19 protein-coding genes are annotated in these 19731 nt (G+C 58.7%); 9 read left to right on the forward strand and 10 right to left on the reverse strand.

Features of this window, described 5'->3' with window-relative positions:
• The first annotated feature begins 95 nt into the window (after window positions 1-95).
• A complete protein-coding gene (locus tag LAB08_RS25095; protein WP_254007489.1) occupies window positions 96-374 on the forward strand; it encodes a type II toxin-antitoxin system MqsR family toxin in 279 nt (92 codons plus the stop codon).
• Entirely contained in the window at window positions 371-853 is a 483-nt protein-coding gene (locus tag LAB08_RS25100; RefSeq protein ID WP_096509198.1) for a type II toxin-antitoxin system MqsA family antitoxin, read from the forward strand. The genes LAB08_RS25095 and LAB08_RS25100 overlap by 4 nt, the downstream gene beginning before the upstream one ends.
• Before the next feature lie 189 nt (window positions 854-1042).
• Here the strand turns inward: LAB08_RS25100 and LAB08_RS25105 are convergent, their stop codons facing one another.
• From LAB08_RS25105 to LAB08_RS25120, 4 genes are all read right to left on the reverse strand, one after another.
• Complete coding sequence (locus LAB08_RS25105; RefSeq protein ID WP_096509197.1) at window positions 1043-1807, reverse strand: amino acid ABC transporter ATP-binding protein; 765 nt, start codon at window positions 1805-1807, stop codon at window positions 1043-1045.
• Between the two features lie 27 nt (window positions 1808-1834).
• The gene (locus LAB08_RS25110; RefSeq protein ID WP_096509196.1) at window positions 1835-2932 is read right to left on the reverse strand and encodes an amino acid ABC transporter permease; all 1098 of its coding nucleotides are present in this window, start codon (window positions 2930-2932) and stop codon (window positions 1835-1837) included.
• Window positions 2933-2942: 10 nt separating this feature from the next.
• Complete coding sequence (locus tag LAB08_RS25115) at window positions 2943-4124, reverse strand: amino acid ABC transporter permease (protein WP_096509195.1); 1182 nt, start codon at window positions 4122-4124, stop codon at window positions 2943-2945.
• Between the two features lie 65 nt (window positions 4125-4189).
• A complete protein-coding gene (locus LAB08_RS25120) occupies window positions 4190-5221 on the reverse strand; it encodes an amino acid ABC transporter substrate-binding protein (protein WP_096509194.1) in 1032 nt (343 codons plus the stop codon).
• Between the two features lie 469 nt (window positions 5222-5690).
• Between LAB08_RS25120 and LAB08_RS25125 the strand changes: the two genes are divergently transcribed.
• The 5 genes from LAB08_RS25125 (at window position 5691) to LAB08_RS25145 (ending at window position 11017) form a co-directional block, all read left to right on the forward strand.
• Window positions 5691-6347: an alpha/beta hydrolase gene (locus tag LAB08_RS25125; protein WP_096509193.1), complete on the forward strand. Its 657-nt coding sequence runs from the start codon at window positions 5691-5693 to the stop codon at window positions 6345-6347.
• A 111-nt stretch (window positions 6348-6458) separates the two neighbouring features.
• Entirely contained in the window at window positions 6459-7934 is a 1476-nt protein-coding gene (rhlB, locus tag LAB08_RS25130) for an ATP-dependent RNA helicase RhlB (protein ID WP_096509192.1), read from the forward strand.
• A 137-nt stretch (window positions 7935-8071) separates the two neighbouring features.
• Window positions 8072-9016, forward strand: a complete 945-nt coding sequence (locus tag LAB08_RS25135; protein WP_096509191.1) for an ornithine cyclodeaminase family protein — start codon at window positions 8072-8074, stop codon at window positions 9014-9016.
• Between the two features lie 141 nt (window positions 9017-9157).
• Complete coding sequence (locus LAB08_RS25140) at window positions 9158-10285, forward strand: NAD(P)/FAD-dependent oxidoreductase (protein ID WP_096509190.1); 1128 nt, start codon at window positions 9158-9160, stop codon at window positions 10283-10285.
• A 90-nt stretch (window positions 10286-10375) separates the two neighbouring features.
• Window positions 10376-11017 (forward strand): helix-turn-helix transcriptional regulator, encoded by a 642-nt coding sequence (locus tag LAB08_RS25145; protein ID WP_096509189.1) that lies wholly within the window; start codon window positions 10376-10378, stop codon window positions 11015-11017.
• A 124-nt stretch (window positions 11018-11141) separates the two neighbouring features.
• Here the strand turns inward: LAB08_RS25145 and LAB08_RS25150 are convergent, their stop codons facing one another.
• The 6 genes from LAB08_RS25150 to LAB08_RS25175 form a co-directional block, all read right to left on the reverse strand.
• The gene (locus tag LAB08_RS25150; RefSeq protein ID WP_096509188.1) at window positions 11142-11918 is read right to left on the reverse strand and encodes an ABC transporter substrate-binding protein; all 777 of its coding nucleotides are present in this window, start codon (window positions 11916-11918) and stop codon (window positions 11142-11144) included.
• 306 nt (window positions 11919-12224) lie between these two features.
• A complete protein-coding gene (moaE, locus tag LAB08_RS25155; RefSeq protein ID WP_096509187.1) occupies window positions 12225-12677 on the reverse strand; it encodes a molybdopterin synthase catalytic subunit MoaE in 453 nt (150 codons plus the stop codon).
• 3 nt (window positions 12678-12680) lie between these two features.
• Entirely contained in the window at window positions 12681-12923 is a 243-nt protein-coding gene (moaD, locus tag LAB08_RS25160; protein WP_096509186.1) for a molybdopterin converting factor subunit 1, read from the reverse strand.
• The gene (gene moaC, locus LAB08_RS25165) at window positions 12920-13393 is read right to left on the reverse strand and encodes a cyclic pyranopterin monophosphate synthase MoaC (protein ID WP_034148967.1); all 474 of its coding nucleotides are present in this window, start codon (window positions 13391-13393) and stop codon (window positions 12920-12922) included. Before moaC ends, moaD begins: the two co-directional genes overlap by 4 nt.
• A 260-nt stretch (window positions 13394-13653) precedes the next feature.
• A complete protein-coding gene (locus LAB08_RS25170) occupies window positions 13654-15048 on the reverse strand; it encodes a PhoH family protein (protein WP_096509185.1) in 1395 nt (464 codons plus the stop codon).
• 337 nt (window positions 15049-15385) lie between these two features.
• Window positions 15386-16507, reverse strand: a complete 1122-nt coding sequence (locus tag LAB08_RS25175; protein ID WP_096509184.1) for a polysaccharide deacetylase family protein — start codon at window positions 16505-16507, stop codon at window positions 15386-15388.
• A gap of 268 nt (window positions 16508-16775) precedes the next feature.
• On the opposite strand from LAB08_RS25175, the gene yaaA reads away from it, so the two are divergent.
• Together yaaA and LAB08_RS25185 are read left to right on the forward strand one after the other, a co-directional pair.
• The gene (yaaA, locus tag LAB08_RS25180) at window positions 16776-17555 is read left to right on the forward strand and encodes a peroxide stress protein YaaA (RefSeq protein WP_096509183.1); all 780 of its coding nucleotides are present in this window, start codon (window positions 16776-16778) and stop codon (window positions 17553-17555) included.
• A gap of 811 nt (window positions 17556-18366) precedes the next feature.
• Complete coding sequence (locus tag LAB08_RS25185; protein ID WP_096509182.1) at window positions 18367-19683, forward strand: nucleotide sugar dehydrogenase; 1317 nt, start codon at window positions 18367-18369, stop codon at window positions 19681-19683.
• Window positions 19684-19731 lie beyond the last annotated feature (48 nt).

Raw genomic sequence — 19731 nt, forward strand, 5'->3', positions numbered from 1 at the left:
TATTTTCGATTAGTCAAAATTACCCTTTAAGGGTAATTTCAGGGGCAGGGTTAAGGGCTCTTATGGAAAAGAATACGCCCCATTAAAACTTGGCGATGATCAAGACGGACGTCAGACGACTTGGAGACAAAGCATTCACCAGTACAGCAAAAGCATGCGGCAGGACTCTCGGCCTCAACCTCGAAGAAATGCGAGCGGTCATATACGAACTCCAGGCAAAGATGCTTTACAAGTCCATGACCACTTATGACGACCATCGCGTTTGGCAAGACGTGTATCACATCAAATCATGCGGTCTGGAGATTTACATCAAGGTGACCTATCGCCCATGCGGTGGCCCGCCCGTGATCTCCTTCAAGGAGAAATTCCAATGAACACCCAGCAATGTTTCAGCTGTGGAGCCAGAGAAGGAATGCGACATTTTGAAGGTCGCAGTGAAACCATGAGTGTCAACGGAATGCAACGACGCGTGGATGATTTATCCGGCTGGGAATGCCAGATGTGTGGGGAGGTCGAACTGGACGACTGTTGTTCAGACCGACATTCGCAGGCGGGTGACGAACTGGTCATGGCAGCAAGACGGATGATCGGCGAGGAAATGAAACGAATCCGCCGCAAACTGCATCTGACGCAAAAGGAAACAGTGCAACTGCTGTCCGGCGGTGGGCATAACGCATTTTCCCGTTACGAACGCGGAGAAGTACTTCCTCCGAAAACACTGGTGCTACTGATGCGCCTTCTGGATCGCTACCCGTATTTGTTGGCCGAGGCGAAGTCACTGGGTGAAGGGGCAGATTTGAGGGGATTCACGCATACGGTGCACAAAGAGCACGAAACAGTGACAAATATGTAGAAGCCTGCATGTCTCCGGGCGGCGTTCCGACGATGGTCGTCAACGATAACGCTGGTTGCCTGATACCCCGCGGCGCTTTCAGGTTCTTCGCGAGCAGGCTCGCTCCTACAGGGTTCGTGCGCAGGCATGAATCGCGGGCAAAAATAAACCCGGAACAGCGTCCGGGTTTATTTCATTGCCAAGTGCCGATCAATGCAGGATCTGGCTCAGGAACAGCTTGGTGCGATCATTCTGCGGATTGTCGAAGAAATCGTTCGGTGCGGCCTGTTCGACGATTTCGCCCTTGTCCATGAAGATCACGCGGTTGGCCACGGTGCGGGCGAAGCCCATTTCGTGGGTCACGCAGAGCATGGTCATGCCGTCTTCAGCGAGGCCGATCATGGTGTCGAGCACTTCCTTCACCATCTCCGGGTCGAGCGCCGAAGTCGGTTCGTCGAACAGCATGATTTTCGGCTTCATGCACAACGCGCGGGCGATCGCCACACGCTGTTGCTGACCACCGGACAGTTGCCCCGGGTACTTGTGCGCCTGCTCCGGAATGCGTACGCGCTCCAGATAGTGCATGGCGATTTCCTCGGCCTTGCGCTTGGGCATCTTGCGCACCCACATCGGCGCCAGGGTGCAGTTCTGCAAGATGGTCAGGTGCGGGAACAGGTTGAAGTGCTGGAACACCATACCGACTTCACGGCGGATCGCTTCGATCTGCTTGAGGTCGTTGGTCAGTTCCGTGCCATCGACCACGATGCGCCCCTGCTGGTGTTCTTCCAGACGGTTGAGGCAGCGGATGGTGGTGGACTTGCCGGAACCCGACGGGCCGCACAGAACGATACGCTCGCCCTGCTTGACGTTCAGGTTGATGTCTTTCAACACGTGGAACTGGCCGTACCACTTGTTCACGCCCTGCATCTGAATAATGCCTTCAGGGCTCACAGGCTGTTTGATTGCTTCGCTCATCGGGAAACTTCCTAAATAGGTAGCGACTTAGCGCTTGTGGCCTGTATCCAGCTTGCGTTCCAAATGCATGGAGTAGCGGGACATACCAAAACAGAAAATCCAGAACACCAGGGCAGCGAACACATAGCCTTCAGTGGCCATGCCCAGCCATTTCGGGTCGGCGGCGGCTTGCTTGACGCTGTTGAGCAGATCGAACAGGCCGATGATGATCACCAGGCTCGTGTCCTTGAACAGCGCAATGAAGGTGTTGACGATACCGGGGATCACCAGCTTCAGGGCTTGCGGCAGAATCACCAGGCCCATGCTGCGCCAGTAACCCAGGCCCATCGCCGCGGCCGCTTCGTATTGACCTTTAGGGATCGCTTGCAGACCGCCGCGCACCACTTCGGCCACGTAGGCCGACTGGAACAGGATCACGCCGATCAGCGCCCGCAGCAGTTTGTCGAAGTTCATGCCTTCAGGCAGGAACAGCGGCAGCATCACCGAAGACATGAACAGCACCGTGATCAACGGTACGCCGCGCCAGAATTCGATGAAGGTCACGCAGACCACACGAATCGCCGGCATGTTCGAACGACGGCCCAGCGCCAGGATAATCCCCAGCGGCAACGCACCGGCGATACCGACGGTGGCGATCACCAGGGTCAGCATCAGGCCGCCCCATTGGCTGGTCGCCACGTTGGTCAGGCCGAAGATGCCGCCATGCAACAGGAAGTAGGCAATGATCGGGTACAACACCAGGAAGCTCAGGCCATACACGGCTTTGTGGTGAAAGCGCGAGATGAACAGCGGGGCCACACCGATGACAGCCAGCCACACGGTCAGGTCCACGCGCCAGCGCAGTTCCGGCGGGTAATAGCCGTACATGAACTGGCCGAACCGCTGCTGGATGAACACCCAGCAGGCGCCGCTCTTGGTGCAGTCGGCGCGGGTGGTGCCGACCCAGTTGGCATCGATGATCGCCCAATGCAGGATTGGCGGCACCACCAGGTAGATGAGGTAGAACGCGAACAGGGTCAGCAGGGTATTGAGCCAGCCGGAGAACATGTTCGCGCGCATCCACGCCACCGGCCCGAAGACTTTGCTCGGTGGAGGCATGTCGGGTTTGAAGGTATGAGTACTCATGCGCTTTTCCTTACCGCTCGATCAGCGCAATGCGCTTGTTGTACCAGTTCATCAGCAGGGAAATGCTGATACTGATCGCCAGGTACACACTCATGGTGATGGCAATCACCTCGATCGCCTGCCCCGTCTGGTTCAGCACGGTCCCGGCGAACAACGACACCATTTCCGGATAACCGATACCGGCCGCCAGCGAGGAGTTTTTCGCGAGGTTCAGGTATTGGCTGGTCAGCGGCGGAATGATCACGCGCAGGGCTTGCGGGATGATCACCTTGCGCAGGGTCGGGCCGTTGCGCAGGCCGAGCGAGTGGGCCGCTTCGGTCTGGCCGTGGCTGACCGACTTGATGCCCGAACGCACGATCTCGGCGATGAACGCCGCGGTGTACACGGTCAGGGCCAGGGTCAACGCCAGCAGTTCCGGGATCAATACCCAGCCACCGACGAAGTTGAAACCTTGCAGTTTCGGCAACTCCCAGTGCAAAGGCGCGCCGAAGATCAGTGCGCATAACGCCGGGATCACCAGGAACAGCGCCAGGCCGGCCCAGAATTTATGGAACGGCACACCGGTCGCTTCGAAGCGTTTGGTCGCCCAGCGGCTCATCAGTACGATGGCGACGATGGCCACGACGATACTGACCACGAACGGCCAGAAGCCGTCGGCCATCTTCGCGGCGGGCATATTCAGGCCACGGGCGCTGACGAAAAAGGTGTCGCCGAAGTTGTGGCTGTTGCGTGGCCCCGGCATGGTCAGGAACACCGCGAAGTACCAGAACAGGATCTGCAGCAGCGGCGGGATGTTACGGAAAACCTCCACGTACACTGTCGCCAGCTTGGCGATGATCCAGTTCTTCGACAGCCGGGCCACACCAACGATGAAGCCGAGGATCGTCGCCAGGATCACGCCGATGAAGGTCACCAGCAAGGTGTTGAGCAAACCGATGACAAACACCCGGGCATAGCTGTCCGCTTCGGTGTAGTCGATCAGGTGTTGAGCGATGCCGAAACCGGCACTGCGCTCCAGAAAGCTGAAGCCCGAGGTAATGCCCCGGTGCTGAAGGTTGGTCTGCGTGTTATCGAACAGATACCAGCCCATCGAGACCACAGCGACAATGGTGATGATCTGGAAGAGCCACGCACGCACTTTTGGATCGCTGAGGCTGAGCCTCTGCTTTGGTGCGCCGATTGAATTTTGCATGAAGTGCCCCGGAAATAATGGAACAGAACATCACCCGGTGGTTGGCCCACCGGGTGACAGAACCATCAGCGCACTGGTGGTGCGTATTGAATGCCGCCAGCGTTCCACAAGGCGTTCAGCCCGCGGTCGATTTCCAGCGGAGTGCTCTTGCCGAGGTTTTTCTCGAACACTTCGCCATAGTTGCCGACCTGCTTGACGACCTGGACAACCCAGTCCTTCTTCACTTTCAGGTCTTTGCCGTATTCACCGTCGGTGCCCAGCAGACGAGCGACGTCCGGGTTCTTGGTGCCTTTGGCTTCGGCTTCGACGTTCTTCGAAGTGATACCGGCTTCTTCAGCGTTGAGCATGGCGTAGCCAACCCAGCGCACGATGGCCAGCCACTCGTCGTCGCCATTACGCACGACCGGGCCCAGTGGCTCCTTGGAAATGGTTTCCGGCAGAACCACGTAGTCCTTCGGCGAAGCCAGCTTGCTGCGCTGGGCGAACAGCTGGGACTTGTCGGAGGTCAGTACGTCGCAACGACCGGATTCCAGCGACTTGGCGCTTTCATCGGAGGTGTCGAAAGTGATCGGGGTGTATTTCAGACCGTTGCCGCGGAAGTAGTCGGAAACGTTCAGTTCAGTGGTGGTACCGGCCTGGATGCAGATGGTCGCGCCATCCAGCTCTTTGGCGCTCTTGACGCCCAGCTTGTTGTTTACCAGGAAGCCGATGCCATCGTAGTAGGTGATGAAGCCCGGGAACTTGAGGCCCATGCCGGCGTCACGGGAGCTGGTCATGGTGGTGTTGCGCGACAGGATGTCGATTTCGCCCGACTGCAGCGCGGTGAAGCGCTCCTTGGCGTTCAACTGACTGAACTTGACCTTGGTCGCGTCACCGAAGACGGCGGCGGCCACAGCGCGGCAGTAGTCCGCATCGATACCCACGATCTTGCCGGTGGAGTCCGGAACCGAGAAGCCTGGCAAGCCATCGCTGACGCCACACTGCACGAAACCTTTCTTCTGCACTGCATCCAGGGTTGCACCCGCCTGAGCGAACCCGCTGACACCGAGTACTGCGGCTGCAGTCACGATCGCCAGGGTGGATTTCAACATCTTCATTCAAACCTCCAGTTTTGCTCTTGTTGTGTCGGAGCGTGAGTCCTGCCGCACCCTTTTGAGGCGTTGTCGACCCGTGTTGGCTTGTTTTAGGGTCAACCGACGTAAAGACCGTAGCTATGAGTCTAGTAGGAGAAAATCCACATCATGGACAACTCACTTCTCACCAAATCGGCCGAACGGGCTGTAGCCCTTTCACGTTCGCGAAGCCCGTAGCGGCCACTGGCGAACATCCATCACCGGATTCTTTGCTATCCCACTGCCGACAATGGCCTGATAGTGTTACCGACAGACGTGGGATTTTCGTACGCGCTTCCGTATAGCAAAGCCCGTACCACACCGGCTGCTTAAGCGGTTAAGCGACAGGTCAATAGCAAAACTTGTAACCTTGCGACATCTTCGTAACTGATCAACCCGGCGCGCACTCGCACCTCGCACTCAATGAGCGCGCGCGCACACATTTGGAGCAGCCATGACCGAGCCCCTGATTCTAGAACCCGTCAAGCCCGCAGACGCCTGCGTCATCTGGCTGCACGGCCTCGGCGCCGATCGCTATGACTTCCTGCCGGTCGCCGAAGCCCTGCAGGAAACGTTGCTGACCACCCGCTTCGTTCTGCCACAGGCCCCGACCTGCGCCGTCACCATCAACGGTGGCTACGAGATGCCGAGCTGGTACGACATATTGGCCATGAGCCCGGCGCGCGCAATCAACCGCGACCAGCTGGAAGAGTCGGCGCAGCGGATCATTTCCTTGATCGACGTGCAGCGAGCCGTTGGAATAGACGCCTCGCGGATTTTCCTGGCCGGTTTTTCCCAAGGCGGTGCCGTGGTGCTACACACCGCGTTCCTGAAGTGGCAAGGACCGCTGGGTGGCGTACTTGCCCTCTCTACTTATGCGCCGACCTTCAGCGATGAGCTTGAACTGTCCGCCAGCCAGCAGCGCATTCCGGTGTTGTCGCTGCATGGTCAATACGATGACGTGGTACAAAACTCGATGGGCCGTACCGCCTACGAGCATTTGAAACAACATGGTGTCACCGTGACATGGCAGGAGTACCCAATGGGCCACGAAGTGTTACCCGAGGAGATTCGCGACATCGGCACCTGGCTCGCCGAGCGTTTGCGTTAAACCTTTCGGGCGCCTGTTTTTGTTTAAAAGCGCCCTTTGATCCATCCCACTACGCCGCGCCCGTTTCTTGCATTACACTGGCCGGCGTACATTCCTTAACCAATTGATGAGATGACCGTGCTCAAAGCACTCAAGAAAATGTTCGGTAAAAGCGAGACTGAGCAACTCGCGCCAGTCACCAGCGCGCCGTCGCACTCCCACGGCCATCGCAGCGATGCCAGCCAGGCCGACCGCCCCGCTCCCGCAGCGGCACCGAAACACGAACCGCAACCTGTTCCTGCCGCGACCACCGCTGCCGAACCTGCCCGCGACGAAGCCCCAAAACCCGCCAGGCCGCGTCGCGAACCCAAGCCCAAGGCGCCGGTCATTCCCTGGAAACTCGAAGACTTCGTCGTCGAACCCCAGGAAGGCAAAACCCGTTTTCACGATTTCAAGCTCGCTCCCGAACTGATGCACGCCATCCAGGACCTGGGCTTCCCCTATTGCACGCCGATCCAGGCGCAGGTGCTGGGCTTCACCCTCGCCGGCAAAGACGCCATCGGCCGCGCCCAGACAGGCACCGGTAAAACCGCGGCGTTCCTGATTTCGATCATCACCCAGCTGCTGCAAACCCCGCCGCCGAAAGAGCGCTACATGGGTGAGCCCCGGGCCCTGATCATCGCCCCGACCCGCGAGCTGGTGGTGCAGATTGCCAAGGATGCGGCGGACCTGACCAAATACACCGGCCTCAACGTCATGACGTTTGTGGGCGGCATGGACTTCGACAAGCAGCTCAAGCACCTCGAAGCCCGTCACTGCGACATCCTCGTGGCCACCCCCGGCCGCCTGCTGGACTTCAACCAGCGCGGCGACGTGCACCTGGACATGGTCGAAGTCATGGTGCTGGACGAAGCCGACCGCATGCTCGACATGGGTTTCATCCCGCAAGTACGCCAGATCATTCGCCAGACGCCACCGAAGAATGAACGTCAGACGCTGCTGTTCTCCGCAACTTTCACCGATGACGTGATGAACCTGGCCAAGCAATGGACCACCGATCCGGCAATCGTCGAGATCGAGTCGCAGAACGTGGCCAGCGAAAACGTCGAACAGCATATCTATGCCGTGGCCGGCGCCGACAAATACAAGCTGCTCTACAACCTGGTCAACGACAACGGCTGGGAGCGGGTCATCGTGTTTGCCAACCGCAAGGATGAAGTGCGGCGCATCGAAGAGCGTCTGGTGCGCGACGGCATCAACGCCGCGCAGCTGTCCGGCGATGTACCGCAGCACAAGCGCATCAAGACCCTCGAAGGCTTCCGCGAAGGCAAGATCCGCGTGCTGGTGGCCACCGATGTGGCCGGTCGCGGTATCCACATCGACGGCATCAGCCACGTGATCAACTTCACCCTGCCGGAAGTCCCGGACGATTACGTGCACCGTATCGGCCGTACCGGTCGCGCCGGTGCCGACGGCGTGTCCATCAGCTTTGCCGGGGAAGACGACTCCTACCAGCTACCGTCCATCGAGACGCTGCTGGGTCGCAAAATCAACTGTGAAACACCACCGACGCATCTACTGCGGGCGGTTGAGCGCAAACGTCCATAACGGACCATGTGCAGAAAGAGGCGCAGCCGGAAACGGACTGCGCTTTTTTTTCGCCTGTTTTTTCTCAAGAGCTTGCTCGACATATTTAAAAGTCCATAATGGACAAATTAGTTTATCTGCCGCTCCCGGAGCCGACCATGTCCAGCACCCCCTACGTGATCACCCAATCCCAGGCCCGCGAGCTGCTGGCGCAGGTCGACGTGCCGCAGATCCTGCGCAAACTGTTCCGCGACCTGGCCGCCGGGCAAGCGGTGCAGCCGGCACAGCAGTTGGTTGAGTTTCCAGAGGGCGCCGGCGACTTCATCAATTACCTGGGCGTGCTGGCCGAAGATGGCGTGTACGGGGTCAAGACTTCACCGTACATCGTGCGCGAACAAGGGCCGCTGGTAACGGCCTGGACCTTGCTGATGTCCATGCAGACCGGCCAGCCACTGCTGCTTTGCGACGCCGGTGAACTGACCACGGCGCGCACTGCCGCGACCACGGCAGTGGCCGTCGATGCCCTGGCACCGTTGAAAGCGACTCGCCTGGCGATCATCGGCAGCGGTAAAGTGGCACAGGCCCACCTGCATTACGTGAAGAACCTGCGGGACTGGCAAAGCATCAGCCTGTATTCGCCGAGCCTGAGCGAAGATGCGCAAACCGTGAACCTGCTCAAAGGCATCGACCCGCGCCTGAACATCGCCGAAACCCGTGAAGCCGCCATCGCTGATGCCGATGTGATCATGCTCTGCACCTCGTCCGCCGGTCCCGTGATCGACCCGTCTCACTTGGTTAAACCGGCGCTGATCACCTCCATCAGCACCAACGCCCCGCGCGCTCACGAAGTGCCGCCGCAGAGCCTCAATGACATGCAGGTGTTCTGCGACTACCGTCAGACCACTCCGGGTTCGGCCGGTGAAATGCTGATCGCCGGCGAAGCACATGGCTGGGACAAGAACGCGATCATCGGCGACCTGCCTGATCTGCTCAGCGACAAGGTGCAGCGCCCGGACTACGACCGCCACGTGTTCTTCCGCTCCATCGGCCTGGGCCTGGAAGACATCGCGCTGGCCAATGCCATCTACCGCCTGCAGCACTGACACCACACAACCCCGTAGGAGCAAAGCTTGCTCGCGATGGCGTACTGACATTCAACATTGATGTTGGCTGATACACCGCCATCGCGAGCAAGCTTTGCTCCTACAGTGGGACCTTTATTTTCGCTTGATCAGGAGACGTTCATGAGCCAGGCAGATTTCATCATCATCGGCGGCGGGATTGCCGGCGCTTCCACCGGGTTCTGGCTGTCGCAGCACGGGCGCGTGATTGTGCTCGAACGCGAATCCCATCCGGCCTATCACTCCACCGGTCGCTCGGCGGCACTGTTCACCGCCGCCTATGGCACGCCGCAGGTTCGTGCATTGACCCTGGCCAGTCGGGACTTTTTCGACGCACCACCCAGCGGTTTCTGCGAGCACCCGCTGCTGACCCCGCGCGGCGAGATGACCGTGGACTTCACCGGCGATCCGGCTGAGTTGAACAACCAGTACCTGAGCGCAAAAGCCACGGTGCCAGAGATGCAATTGCTCAACGCCGAAGAGGCCTGTGTGCGCGTGCCGATCCTGCGTCGGGAGAAAGTCCACGGTGCGATCTATGACCCGACGGCCAGCGACATCGATACCGACGCCCTGCATCAGGGCTACCTGCGCGGCATCCGTCGCAACAACGGCGAAGTGCACACCGACTGCGAAGTGCAAGGCCTGAGCCGTGATGCCAATGGTGTATGGCAGGTGCAGACCACCACCGGGACGTTCAGCGCACCCGTCGTCATCAATGCCGCCGGCGCCTGGGCCGACAAGATCGGCGAACTTGCCGGCGCCCGACCGTTGGGCCTGCAACCCAAGCGTCGCGCCGCCTTCATCTTCGCCGGCCCCGAAGGCGTGGACATCCACCATTGGCCGATGCTGGTCAGCCTCGACGAATCCTTCTACATGAAACCCGATGCCGGCATGTTCCTTGGCTCGCCGGCCAACGCCGACCCGGTGGAGCCCCACGACGTGCAGCCCGAAGAGCTGGACATCGCCATGGGCATCTACCAGATCGAAGAAGCCACCACCCTGACCATCCGCCGTCCGACCCGCACCTGGGCCGGCCTGCGCAGCTTCGTCAGCGACGGCGATTTGCTGTCCGGTTTCGATCCGCAGGTGCCAGGGTTGTTCTGGGTCGCGGCACAAGGCGGCTACGGCATCCAGACCTCGCCAGCCATGGGTCAGGCCAGCGCCGCCCTGGTGCGCGGAGAAGCCCTGCCCGAGCCACTCACCCGCTTCGGCCTGAGTGCCGAGATGCTCTCCCCTGCCCGCCTGGGCTGATCGCTGCCCTCGCGTGACGTGCCCACTCGATTGCGGCACACTTTCAGAGCCCCGTTCCACGGGGCGCTGATGCTTCCCGGAGCCCCTTGTATGAATGCACCAGAAAAAGACCCGGCACTGAACGACGTATCCCTGGATAACTTCCGGGCGATCGCCGATGCCATCGCCACGCTGTTCTTCCCCCACGCCGAGGTGGTGCTGCACGACCTGCGCACGCAAAAGGTCGACTACATCGCCAACAATCTGTCGAAACGGGAAATCGGCGATGACTCGTCGCTGGAGGACATGCTCAGCGATGATGTCAGCGAACGAAATATCGGGCCGTACGAAAAACTCAACTGGGATGGTCAGAACATTCGCAGCGTCAGCACCGTGCTGCGCGACAGCGAAGGTCATCCGCTGGGCGTGCTGTGCATCAATCTGAATATTTCGCTGTTCGAGAATGCCAAGGCCGCGCTGGACCTGTTCCTGTCGCCGACCAAACTGATCCCGCAGCCGGACTCACTGTTCCGTGATGACTGGCAGGAGCGGATCAACACGTTCCTTCATGCCTGGCTGCGCGAACGGCAGCTGAGCCTGAATCTGCTGACTCGTGACCACAAGCGGGAATTGGTTTTAGCACTGCACGCCGAAGGGGCGTTCAAGGGCAAAAGCGCGTCGAACTATGTGGCCAATGTGCTGAACATGGGGCGGGCGACGGTGTACAAGCATTTGAAGGAATTGAAGGGCTGAAGATTTGCTGTGAATGCTCCAGCCTCATCGCTGGCAAGCCAGCTCCCACAGTGTCCGGGTCGTACACAAGATATATGCACACCGCCGAACCTGTGGGAGCTGGCTTGCCAGCGATGGCGGACTGTCAGTCGCCGTAGATATCGGACTTGAAGTACTTCTCCGAGATCTTCTGATACTCGCCATTGGCGCGAATGCCGTCGATGGCGGTGTTCAACTGGCTGACCAATTCGGTATTGCCCTTGCGCACGGCAATCCCCGCGCCTTCGCCCACGTATTTCGGATCCTTCAATTCCGGCCCGACAAACGCATAGCCTTTGCCGCGCGGCATCGAGAGGAAGTCATTGAGTGGAATGGTGTCGGCAAAAATGGCGTCCAGGCGACCGGCCGCCAGGTCCATGTAGATCTCTTCATTGTTGCCGTAACGCTTGACGTTGATGCCCTTGGGCTCGAACACCTCGGTGGCGTAGCGGTCGGTAGTGGTCGCACGCTGCACGCCAATGGTCTTGCCCTTGAGGCTGGCGTACTGGTCATCCACTACCGCGCCTTCCTTCATCACCAGGCGCGACGAGGTGAAATAGTACTTGTGGGTGAAATCCACCGACTTCTTGCGGTCTTCGTTGATGGTCATGGACGACAGCGCCATGTCGATTTTCTTCACTTTCAGGGAAGGAATCAGACCGTCGAACTCGCCTTCGACCCACACACACTTGACCTTCATCTCAGCGCACAAGGCATTGCCGATGTCGTAGTCAAAACCGACGATCTCGCCCTGGTCGGTTTTGGAGGCAAACGGCGGATAAGCCGCTTCGATACCGATGCGCAGGGTTTTCTCGGCGGCAAACAGGCTACTGCACGCCAACAGGCTCAGGGCCAGACCGGTGATGAGGGGGAACTTCTTCATATTCGTTCTCTCGCGGGTTGTTGTTGGTTTTGCAAGACAGAAGAAAAAGCAGAAACGGGGAAAAACCTTTTTTGTACTTATAATTCCATATTGGACTTTTACGTATAAACCGTCAATGAGACAAATGCAGCCCGTGCCGGCCGATGGTCGGGAGGTGACTCAGCTGGATTTTTTGTGTCGCAGATGACGCCATCGCGGGCAAGCCTTGCTCCCACAGGTTTGGCGTCGTTCACTCATTTGAGAACAACTCAGAACCTGTGGGAGCAAGGCTTGCCCGCGATGGCGTACTTGAGAGCGATACAGGATTTACTGCTTCCAGCGATCCGCCGCCGCATGATCGCTGTCACGGCCCTCAACCCAACGCGGGCCGTCGCTGGTGTTTTCTTTCTTCCAGAACGGCGCACGGGTTTTCAGGTAGTCCATGACAAAGGCGCAGGCATCGAACGCTGCCTGGCGGTGGGCGCTGGCGGCGCCGACGAAGACAATCGGCTCGCCCGGCTCCAGCGCGCCGATGCGATGCAACACTTCCAGCTTGAGCAACGGCCAGCGCTGCTCGGCCTCGCTGGCGATTTTGCCAAGGGCCTTTTCGGTCATGCCCGGATAGTGTTCGAGGAACATCCCGGCCACGTCGAGCCCGTCATTGAAGTCGCGCACGTAGCCGACAAAACTCACCACCGCCCCGACGCCGACATTGGCAGCGTGCATGGCATTGACTTCGGCGCCCGGATCGAACGCCGTGGACTGCACGCGAATTGCCATGGCTCAGCCCCCGGTCACGGTCGGAAAAAACGCCACTTCATCGCCATCGCTGACGGGTTCGTCGAGCTGGCACAGGTCTTCGTTGCGTGCACACATCAGGTTCTGTTCGCGGAGCACGTCAGCCCCTTCTCGTTGCGCCAGCAGCGCCCGCACGTCGTCGACGGTGGCGAAGTGACCTTCGACTTTCAGCGAATCCATACCCAGCGTTTCCCGGTAACGGGCAAAAAACTTCACGGTAACGTTCATGGCTGATCCGCCTGGAAATGACCGCTCTTGCCGCCGACCTTTTCCAGCAGGCGCACGCTTTCAATGGTCATGCCGCGATCCACGGCCTTGCACATGTCGTAGATAGTCAATGCGGCAACACTGGCGGCGGTCAGGGCTTCCATCTCAACACCGGTCTGCCCGGAGAGCTTGCAGCGCGCCACAATGCGCACGCTGTCGTCGCCCTCGGCACTGAGCTCGACCTTGACGCCCGTGAGCATCAGCGGATGGCACAGAGGGATCAGATCGCTGGTTTTCTTTGCCGCCTGAATGCCGGCAATGCGCGCCACGGCAAACACATCACCCTTGGGGTGACCGCCGCTGACGATCATCTGCAGGGTTTCGGGCAGCATGCGCACCAGCGCTTGGGCCGTCGCCTCACGGAACGTCACGGCTTTTTCGGTGACGTCGACCATGTTGGCGCGACCTTGGGAATCGAGATGAGTCAGCACGGGATTACTCCTGATCAGGAGCGTCGATTGTAAACCTGCGAGTCAATTTTCCGCACGCGCGATTATCGGGTCACCACAATCCCTGTAGGAGCAAGGCTTGCCCGCGATGGCGGTGTGTCAGTTGATAACAATGCTGACTGATACACCGCCATCGCGGGCAAGCCTTGCTCCCACGGGGTATGCCTTGACCCTCGAAAGGGGTTTTGTGTCGGGCATGAAAAACCGGGCGGTGTTGAGGCCGCCCGGTTTGGGTGAAGCGGTTACAGATGCGATTCGGCGTATTCAGCCAGAATCGAACGTGGCACCCCTTGCAGGGTGATGTGCACGCCGTTGGGGAAATCCTTGAAGCGTTCAGTCAGGTAAGTCAGCCCGGAACTGGTCGCGGACAGGTAAGGGGTATCGATCTGCGCCAGGTTGCCCAGGCACACCACTTTGGAACCGGCGCCGGCACGGGTGATGATGGTTTTCATCTGGTGCGGCGTGAGGTTCTGGCATTCATCGATCAGAATCAGGCTCTGCTGGAAGCTGCGGCCCCGGATGTAGTTGAGGGATTTGAACTGCAACGGCACCTTGCTGAGGATGTAATCGACGCTGCCATGGGTGCTTTCATCATCCATGTGCAAGGCTTCGAGGTTGTCGGTAATGGCGCCCAGCCAAGGCTCCATTTTTTCCGCTTCGGTGCCGGGCAGGAAGCCGATCTCCTGGTCCAGGCCCTGCACGCTGCGGGTGGCGATGATCCGGCGGTAACGCTTGCTGACCATGGTCTGCTCGATCGCAGCGGCCAGGGCCAGGATGGTTTTACCGGAACCGGCAGCACCGGACAGGTTGACCAGATGGATGTCCGGATCGAGCAAGGCGAACAGCGCCAGGCTCTGATAGATGTCACGGGGTTTGAGGCCCCAGGCTTCCTGGTGCAACAGCGGTTCCTGGTGCAGGTCCAGGATCAGTAACTTGTCGCCTTCGATCTCCTTGATCCAGCCGACGAAGCCCTGCTCATCAATGATGAACTCGTTGATGTGCACCGCCGGCAGGTTGTCTATCAGCTTCACCTCATGCCAGGTGCGGCCATGGCCCTGACGGGTTTCGACCTTGCTTACCAGGTCCCAGAACGAACCCTTCATCTCGTGATAGCCATTGGGCAGCAACGACACGTCATCGACCAGTTGGTCGGTGCTGTAGTCCTCGGCAGCAATCCCGCAGGCGCGGGCCTTGAGGCGCATGTTGATGTCTTTAGTCACCAAAACCACGGGCAGTTTCGGATCGCGCGCGTGCAGGTCGATCAACTGGTTGATGATGATGTTGTCGTTGAGGTGCTCGGGCAGAATGATGTTCGGCTCGGCGCGCTTGCTCATCAGAATTGACAGCAAACCTTTCGGCCCGCTCTTGCCACGCTGGATCGGCACGCCCTGTTCAACGTCTTCCGGCGAGGCATCGCCCAGGGTCTTGTCGATCAGGCGAATGGCCTGACGGCATTCGGCCGCGACGCTGTGATGCCCGCTCTTGAGCTTGTCGAGCTCTTCCAGCACGGTCATCGGGATGGCGACGTGGTGTTCTTCGAAGTTCAGGAGGGCGTTTGGATCGTGAATCAATACGTTGGTATCGAGTACATACAGGATTGGCTGGTTGGAAGAAGAGCTACGTCCGTGATCATCCATACTCGGTCACCTTTGTCAGAGCCAGTGGACGCAATACCTGGGCGGTGCTGCGCCTCGAAGTGGCCGCCGATCTCACCTACGGAGACTTAAGTGACTGCAAACAAACGGGTCTTGGGAGACGCCACCTGTGTTGCAGGTTTCGGCGGTCTGTCTTCGTAATACTCCAAAACACATGACAGAAAAAAGCACTTTGACGCTTTTTTGAAGTTTATTTTGCAGAGTGACGAAAAGCCCTTGGCGGACTGCCATCACCCGTTTACAGTCGGAGATCAACCTGCAGCAAAATCCCTCCCAAAATCGCCCATCGCCCAATGTTTACGGGCTTTTGCCTTTTTCATCAAAAGGCGTTCTGACAGTCTTCCCAGCCGATACCGCTCTGCGCCGTTTGCGTCATCAACCACGGCAGCGCCGTTTTCACGCCGTCCTGCTTCACATTGAAATTGATCACGCCATGACGCCACAGCAGCATCAGGGTCAGCACCCGCTGCGCGCTCTGATGGGCCTTGAGCTTGCCGGCACCGTCCTGGGCATCGATGTCCCACAGTGCCACGTGCAAACCCTGGGACTTGAAGAACGCCTCGGCATCCGACCGTCGCTGGCCATCGGGCGGGCGGAACAGCGGCACATAGTTTTCCGGCAGTTTGCTTTTGACCAGATCGACGCTGCGTCGCACCGAGTCCTGCCAGTCCTGCCAATGGCTGTGGGAACGGAACTCCCAGCCTTGCACGCCGATACACTGCGTCGAATAGGTCGCCTGCAAGTTGGCCACCGAACGCTCCGCCAGCCGCGCCTGGATATCCTTGCCCAGAACGAAGAATGTGCCACTCATGTTTGACTTGCGAAGGTACTCGGTGACCCAGTCCGTGTTGTCCGGCGCGGCATTGGCGGCACTGTCGAATGTGAGCAGAAACAGCCGGTCATGCATCGCGTCGCCATTGCGCTCGTAGTCGCCAAAACGATCGACTTCGCTGCTGGCTTGCGGAAACAGGGCAGCCTTGCGCAACTGCTCGTCCAGGTACTGGGCATGAAACAACCGGCTCGGTTCGGCCCACTTGATGTAGTAGCTGTCTTCGCCGATCAGGAACTTTGCGGCTTGTTCACGCAGCGTGGGCATGTCCTCGACCAGAAAACAGAAGGACGCATCCTGATCACAACTCTGCTGGGCGAAATTGAAGCTGGTCAGCAAGCGTTGCCACAGGCGCTGGCGAACGCGGTTGACCGATTCCATGTTGACCGTGCGCAAGCCCAGGCGCTGGGCCAGTGCGGGTTCATCCAGGGATTCGCTGGCCAGCAGCACTCGGGCGAACATGAGGATTTCGGCGCGCGATGCCACGTCGAACAGCGTCGGGTTGTTGAGCTTTTCCGGCCAGGTGCTGCGATCGAGCGTAGCCACCTCGCCCGGCGCCGCCATGGCACCGACGCTCAGAAGCCACGTGACGAGTAGAAAAACGATACGCAATGGGATGTCTCCATAACAAAACCCGCGCGGCACTATAGCTGATCCGCCCTCAATTCCCGCATCACCCCGAACACCCTGTAGGAGCAAGGCTTGCCCGCGATGGCGGTGTGTCAGTCGATAAAAATGCTGGCTGGTACACCGTCATCGCGGGCAAGCCTTGCTCCTACAGCCTTGTGATATGCCACCGATCATCACCTATGGACTTGATAGCTGGAGTCATTAAGGACAACCCCCTAGAATCGCCCCCACGTTTAAAGGAGACGACTTCATGCTGATGGTGATTTCACCCGCCAAGACCCTCGATTACGAAACACCGCCGGCGACCCAACGCTTTACCCAACCGCAGTACCTCGACCATTCCCAGGAGTTGATCCTGCAATTGCGCGACCTGACGCCCGCGCAGATCAGCGAGTTGATGCACGTCTCAGACAAGATCGGTGGGCTCAACGCTGCGCGTTTCGGCAGCTGGACCCCGGCATTCACGCCGGAAAATGCCAAACAGGCGTTACTGGCGTTCAAGGGCGACGTGTACACCGGGCTGAACGCGCAAACCTTCAGCGAAGCCGATTTCGATTATGCCCAGCAACACTTGCGCATGCTCTCCGGCCTCTACGGCCTGCTGCGCCCGCTGGACCTGATGCAACCCTACCGTCTGGAAATGGGCACCAAACTGGCCAACGCCCGGGGCAAGGATTTGTATGCGTTCTGGGGCTCGCGCATCAGTGAGTGGCTGAACGAAGCCCTGGCCGATCAGGGCGATGACGTGCTGCTGAACCTGGCCTCCAACGAGTACTTTTCGGCGGTCAAGCGCAACGCCTTGAACGCACGCATCATCAATACCGAGTTCAAGGACCTGAAGAACGGTCAGTACAAGATCATCAGCTTCTACGCGAAAAAGGCCCGGGGCATGATGAGTCGCTTCGTCATCGAGCAACGCATCAACGATCCGGCAGCCCTCAAACAGTTCGACGTCCAGGGCTATCGCTACAGCGCCGAGCAGTCTAAACCGGACAATCTGGTGTTCCTGCGCGATCACGCTCCCGAGTGATTCGACCGGTCGGCGCACGGCATCAAAAACTGCCCTGCGCCGACCATTGATTGACGCCACTTTTCCCGCCCGCCTCGCCATTTTTATGGCGTCAAAATTATACCAGTCTAATTTCTAACTTTAGTTTCACTCGACTTCGATCTTTTTTTTCAGTAGTGGCACTGAAAATTTTTATCGGTAGTGGCAAAAAACTATCCGCTCGAATAATCCGCCTATATATAAAGGGCGAAACGGCAAGTGCTATCAATTTGAGAGCAGTGCCATCTTTCTCAATATTTCAAGAAATTTCAGAATTCGTGATGAGCGGACCGGAACTATGTCCGAATGCACCGCTCATACCACCGGTAACGATTCTCACAGAGCTTGTAGGAGATAACTTACGCAGAGCAGAGATCCATGTAGCGAAGTTGTCACATCAACTTTCGCTGACTAATCCCTGATTTGGGCAACACAGATACGGACAGGAGATAACCGATGATGACTATCCCCTACAGGGCCAAGGCAGCGCCCCTATAACGTGCTCATCCGAGCACCCGACCGCTTGATTCGACGGGCCTGCGGCCTGGAATCGAGCGCGCAGGACCATTGCACGAATATCTTCTGATATGAGGATTGGCTGCATTACAGGGCAAGTCATAACAATAAGTCCCGGTTACGCACACCTTGAGTGCACTTATTTAGACACTCGTAACTTATATGCCAGAACACGGCATCGTTGCGCCTGTAACACGCACTTGCGAGTGCAATATCACCGCTGAACACCATTAACTCCGGCCATTTAATGGCTTGATAAACACAGAGGTAATTTGCGATGCGCATCAGCATATTTGGTTTGGGTTACGTTGGCGCAGTCTGTGCCGGTTGCCTGTCTGCACGGGGCCATGACGTCGTTGGCGTCGATGTTGCAAAAGACAAGATCGATATGATCAATGCCGGTAAATCGCCAATCGTTGAACCGGGCCTGGGCGAACTTCTGGCCCAAGGTATTCAAACCGGCCGCCTGCGCGGTACCACCAACTTCGCCGAGGCGATTCGCGACACCGATCTGTCGATGATCTGCGTGGGCACGCCGAGCAAGAAGAACGGCGACCTGGAACTGAACTACATCGAAGCCGTGTGCCGCGAAATCGGTTTTGTCCTGCGTGACAAATCCACCCGTCACACCATCGTGGTGCGCAGCACCGTGTTGCCGGGCACCGTCGCCAATGTGGTCATCCCGATTCTCGAAGACTGCTCCGGCAAGAAGGCCGGTGTCGATTTCGGTGTTGCGGTGAACCCTGAATTCCTGCGCGAAAGCACCGCCATCGCCGACTACGACCAGCCGCCGATGACTGTGATCGGCGAGTTCGACAAGGCCTCGGGCGACGTTCTGCAATCGCTGTACGAAGAACTCGACGCACCGATCATCCGCAAGGACATCGCCGTCGCCGAGATGATCAAGTACACCTGCAACGTGTGGCACGCCACCAAGGTGACCTTCGCCAACGAGATCGGCAACATCGCCAAGGCGGTCGGCGTCGACGGTCGTGAAGTGATGGACGTGGTCTGCCAGGACAAGACCCTGAACCTGTCCCAGTACTACATGCGCCCGGGCTTCGCCTTCGGCGGTTCCTGCCTGCCCAAGGACGTGCGTGCCCTGACCTACCGCGCCAGTTCCCTGGACGTGGAAGCGCCGCTGCTCAACTCGCTGATGCGCAGTAACGAATCCCAGGTGCAGAACGCATTCGACATCGTTTCCAGCCACGACAAACGCAAAGTCGCCCTGCTGGGCCTGAGCTTCAAGGCCGGCACCGATGACCTGCGCGAAAGCCCGCTGGTCGACCTGGCAGAAATGCTGATCGGCAAGGGTTTCGACCTTCGCATCTACGACAGCAACGTCGAATACGCCCGTGTTCACGGCGCGAACAAGGACTACATCGAGTCGAAGATTCCCCACGTCTCCTCCTTGCTCAACGCTGACTTCGACGACGTGATCAACAACGCCGACGTGATCATCCTCGGTAACCGTGACGAGAAATTCCGCTCACTGGTCAAGGACGTTCCTCACGGCAAGCAAGTGATCGACCTGGTGGGCTTCATGTCCAAGGCCACCAGCGTGACCGGTCGCACCGAAGGCATCTGCTGGTAACCGGCAGGTTGTAAGCGCTTCGCGCTGATCGCCAGCAAGCCGGCTCCT

Origin of the sequence: Pseudomonas izuensis (assembly GCF_002356535.2) — a bacterium.
Lineage (GTDB): Bacteria > Pseudomonadota > Gammaproteobacteria > Pseudomonadales > Pseudomonadaceae > Aquipseudomonas > Aquipseudomonas izuensis.

What these genes read in the sequence shown, in the direction of transcription:
- LAB08_RS25185 (WP_096509182.1), top strand. Translation starts at nt 18,367, where the DNA reads ATGCGCATCAGCATATTTGGTTTGGGTTACGTTGGCGCAGTCTGTGCC.
- LAB08_RS25100 (WP_096509198.1), top strand. Translation starts at nt 371, where the DNA reads ATGAACACCCAGCAATGTTTCAGCTGTGGAGCCAGAGAAGGAATGCGA.
- LAB08_RS25170 (WP_096509185.1), bottom strand. Translation starts at nt 15,048, where the DNA reads ATGGATGATCACGGACGTAGCTCTTCTTCCAACCAGCCAATCCTGTAT.
- LAB08_RS25110 (WP_096509196.1), bottom strand. Translation starts at nt 2,932, where the DNA reads ATGAGTACTCATACCTTCAAACCCGACATGCCTCCACCGAGCAAAGTC.
- LAB08_RS25115 (WP_096509195.1), bottom strand. Translation starts at nt 4,124, where the DNA reads ATGCAAAATTCAATCGGCGCACCAAAGCAGAGGCTCAGCCTCAGCGAT.
- LAB08_RS25095 (WP_254007489.1), top strand. Translation starts at nt 96, where the DNA reads ATGATCAAGACGGACGTCAGACGACTTGGAGACAAAGCATTCACCAGT.
- moaD (WP_096509186.1), bottom strand. Translation starts at nt 12,923, where the DNA reads ATGAACGTTACCGTGAAGTTTTTTGCCCGTTACCGGGAAACGCTGGGT.
- yaaA (WP_096509183.1), top strand. Translation starts at nt 16,776, where the DNA reads ATGCTGATGGTGATTTCACCCGCCAAGACCCTCGATTACGAAACACCG.
- LAB08_RS25145 (WP_096509189.1), top strand. Translation starts at nt 10,376, where the DNA reads ATGAATGCACCAGAAAAAGACCCGGCACTGAACGACGTATCCCTGGAT.
- LAB08_RS25105 (WP_096509197.1), bottom strand. Translation starts at nt 1,807, where the DNA reads ATGAGCGAAGCAATCAAACAGCCTGTGAGCCCTGAAGGCATTATTCAG.
- LAB08_RS25140 (WP_096509190.1), top strand. Translation starts at nt 9,158, where the DNA reads ATGAGCCAGGCAGATTTCATCATCATCGGCGGCGGGATTGCCGGCGCT.
- LAB08_RS25120 (WP_096509194.1), bottom strand. Translation starts at nt 5,221, where the DNA reads ATGAAGATGTTGAAATCCACCCTGGCGATCGTGACTGCAGCCGCAGTA.
- LAB08_RS25125 (WP_096509193.1), top strand. Translation starts at nt 5,691, where the DNA reads ATGACCGAGCCCCTGATTCTAGAACCCGTCAAGCCCGCAGACGCCTGC.
- rhlB (WP_096509192.1), top strand. Translation starts at nt 6,459, where the DNA reads ATGACCGTGCTCAAAGCACTCAAGAAAATGTTCGGTAAAAGCGAGACT.
- LAB08_RS25135 (WP_096509191.1), top strand. Translation starts at nt 8,072, where the DNA reads ATGTCCAGCACCCCCTACGTGATCACCCAATCCCAGGCCCGCGAGCTG.
- moaE (WP_096509187.1), bottom strand. Translation starts at nt 12,677, where the DNA reads ATGGCAATTCGCGTGCAGTCCACGGCGTTCGATCCGGGCGCCGAAGTC.
- LAB08_RS25150 (WP_096509188.1), bottom strand. Translation starts at nt 11,918, where the DNA reads ATGAAGAAGTTCCCCCTCATCACCGGTCTGGCCCTGAGCCTGTTGGCG.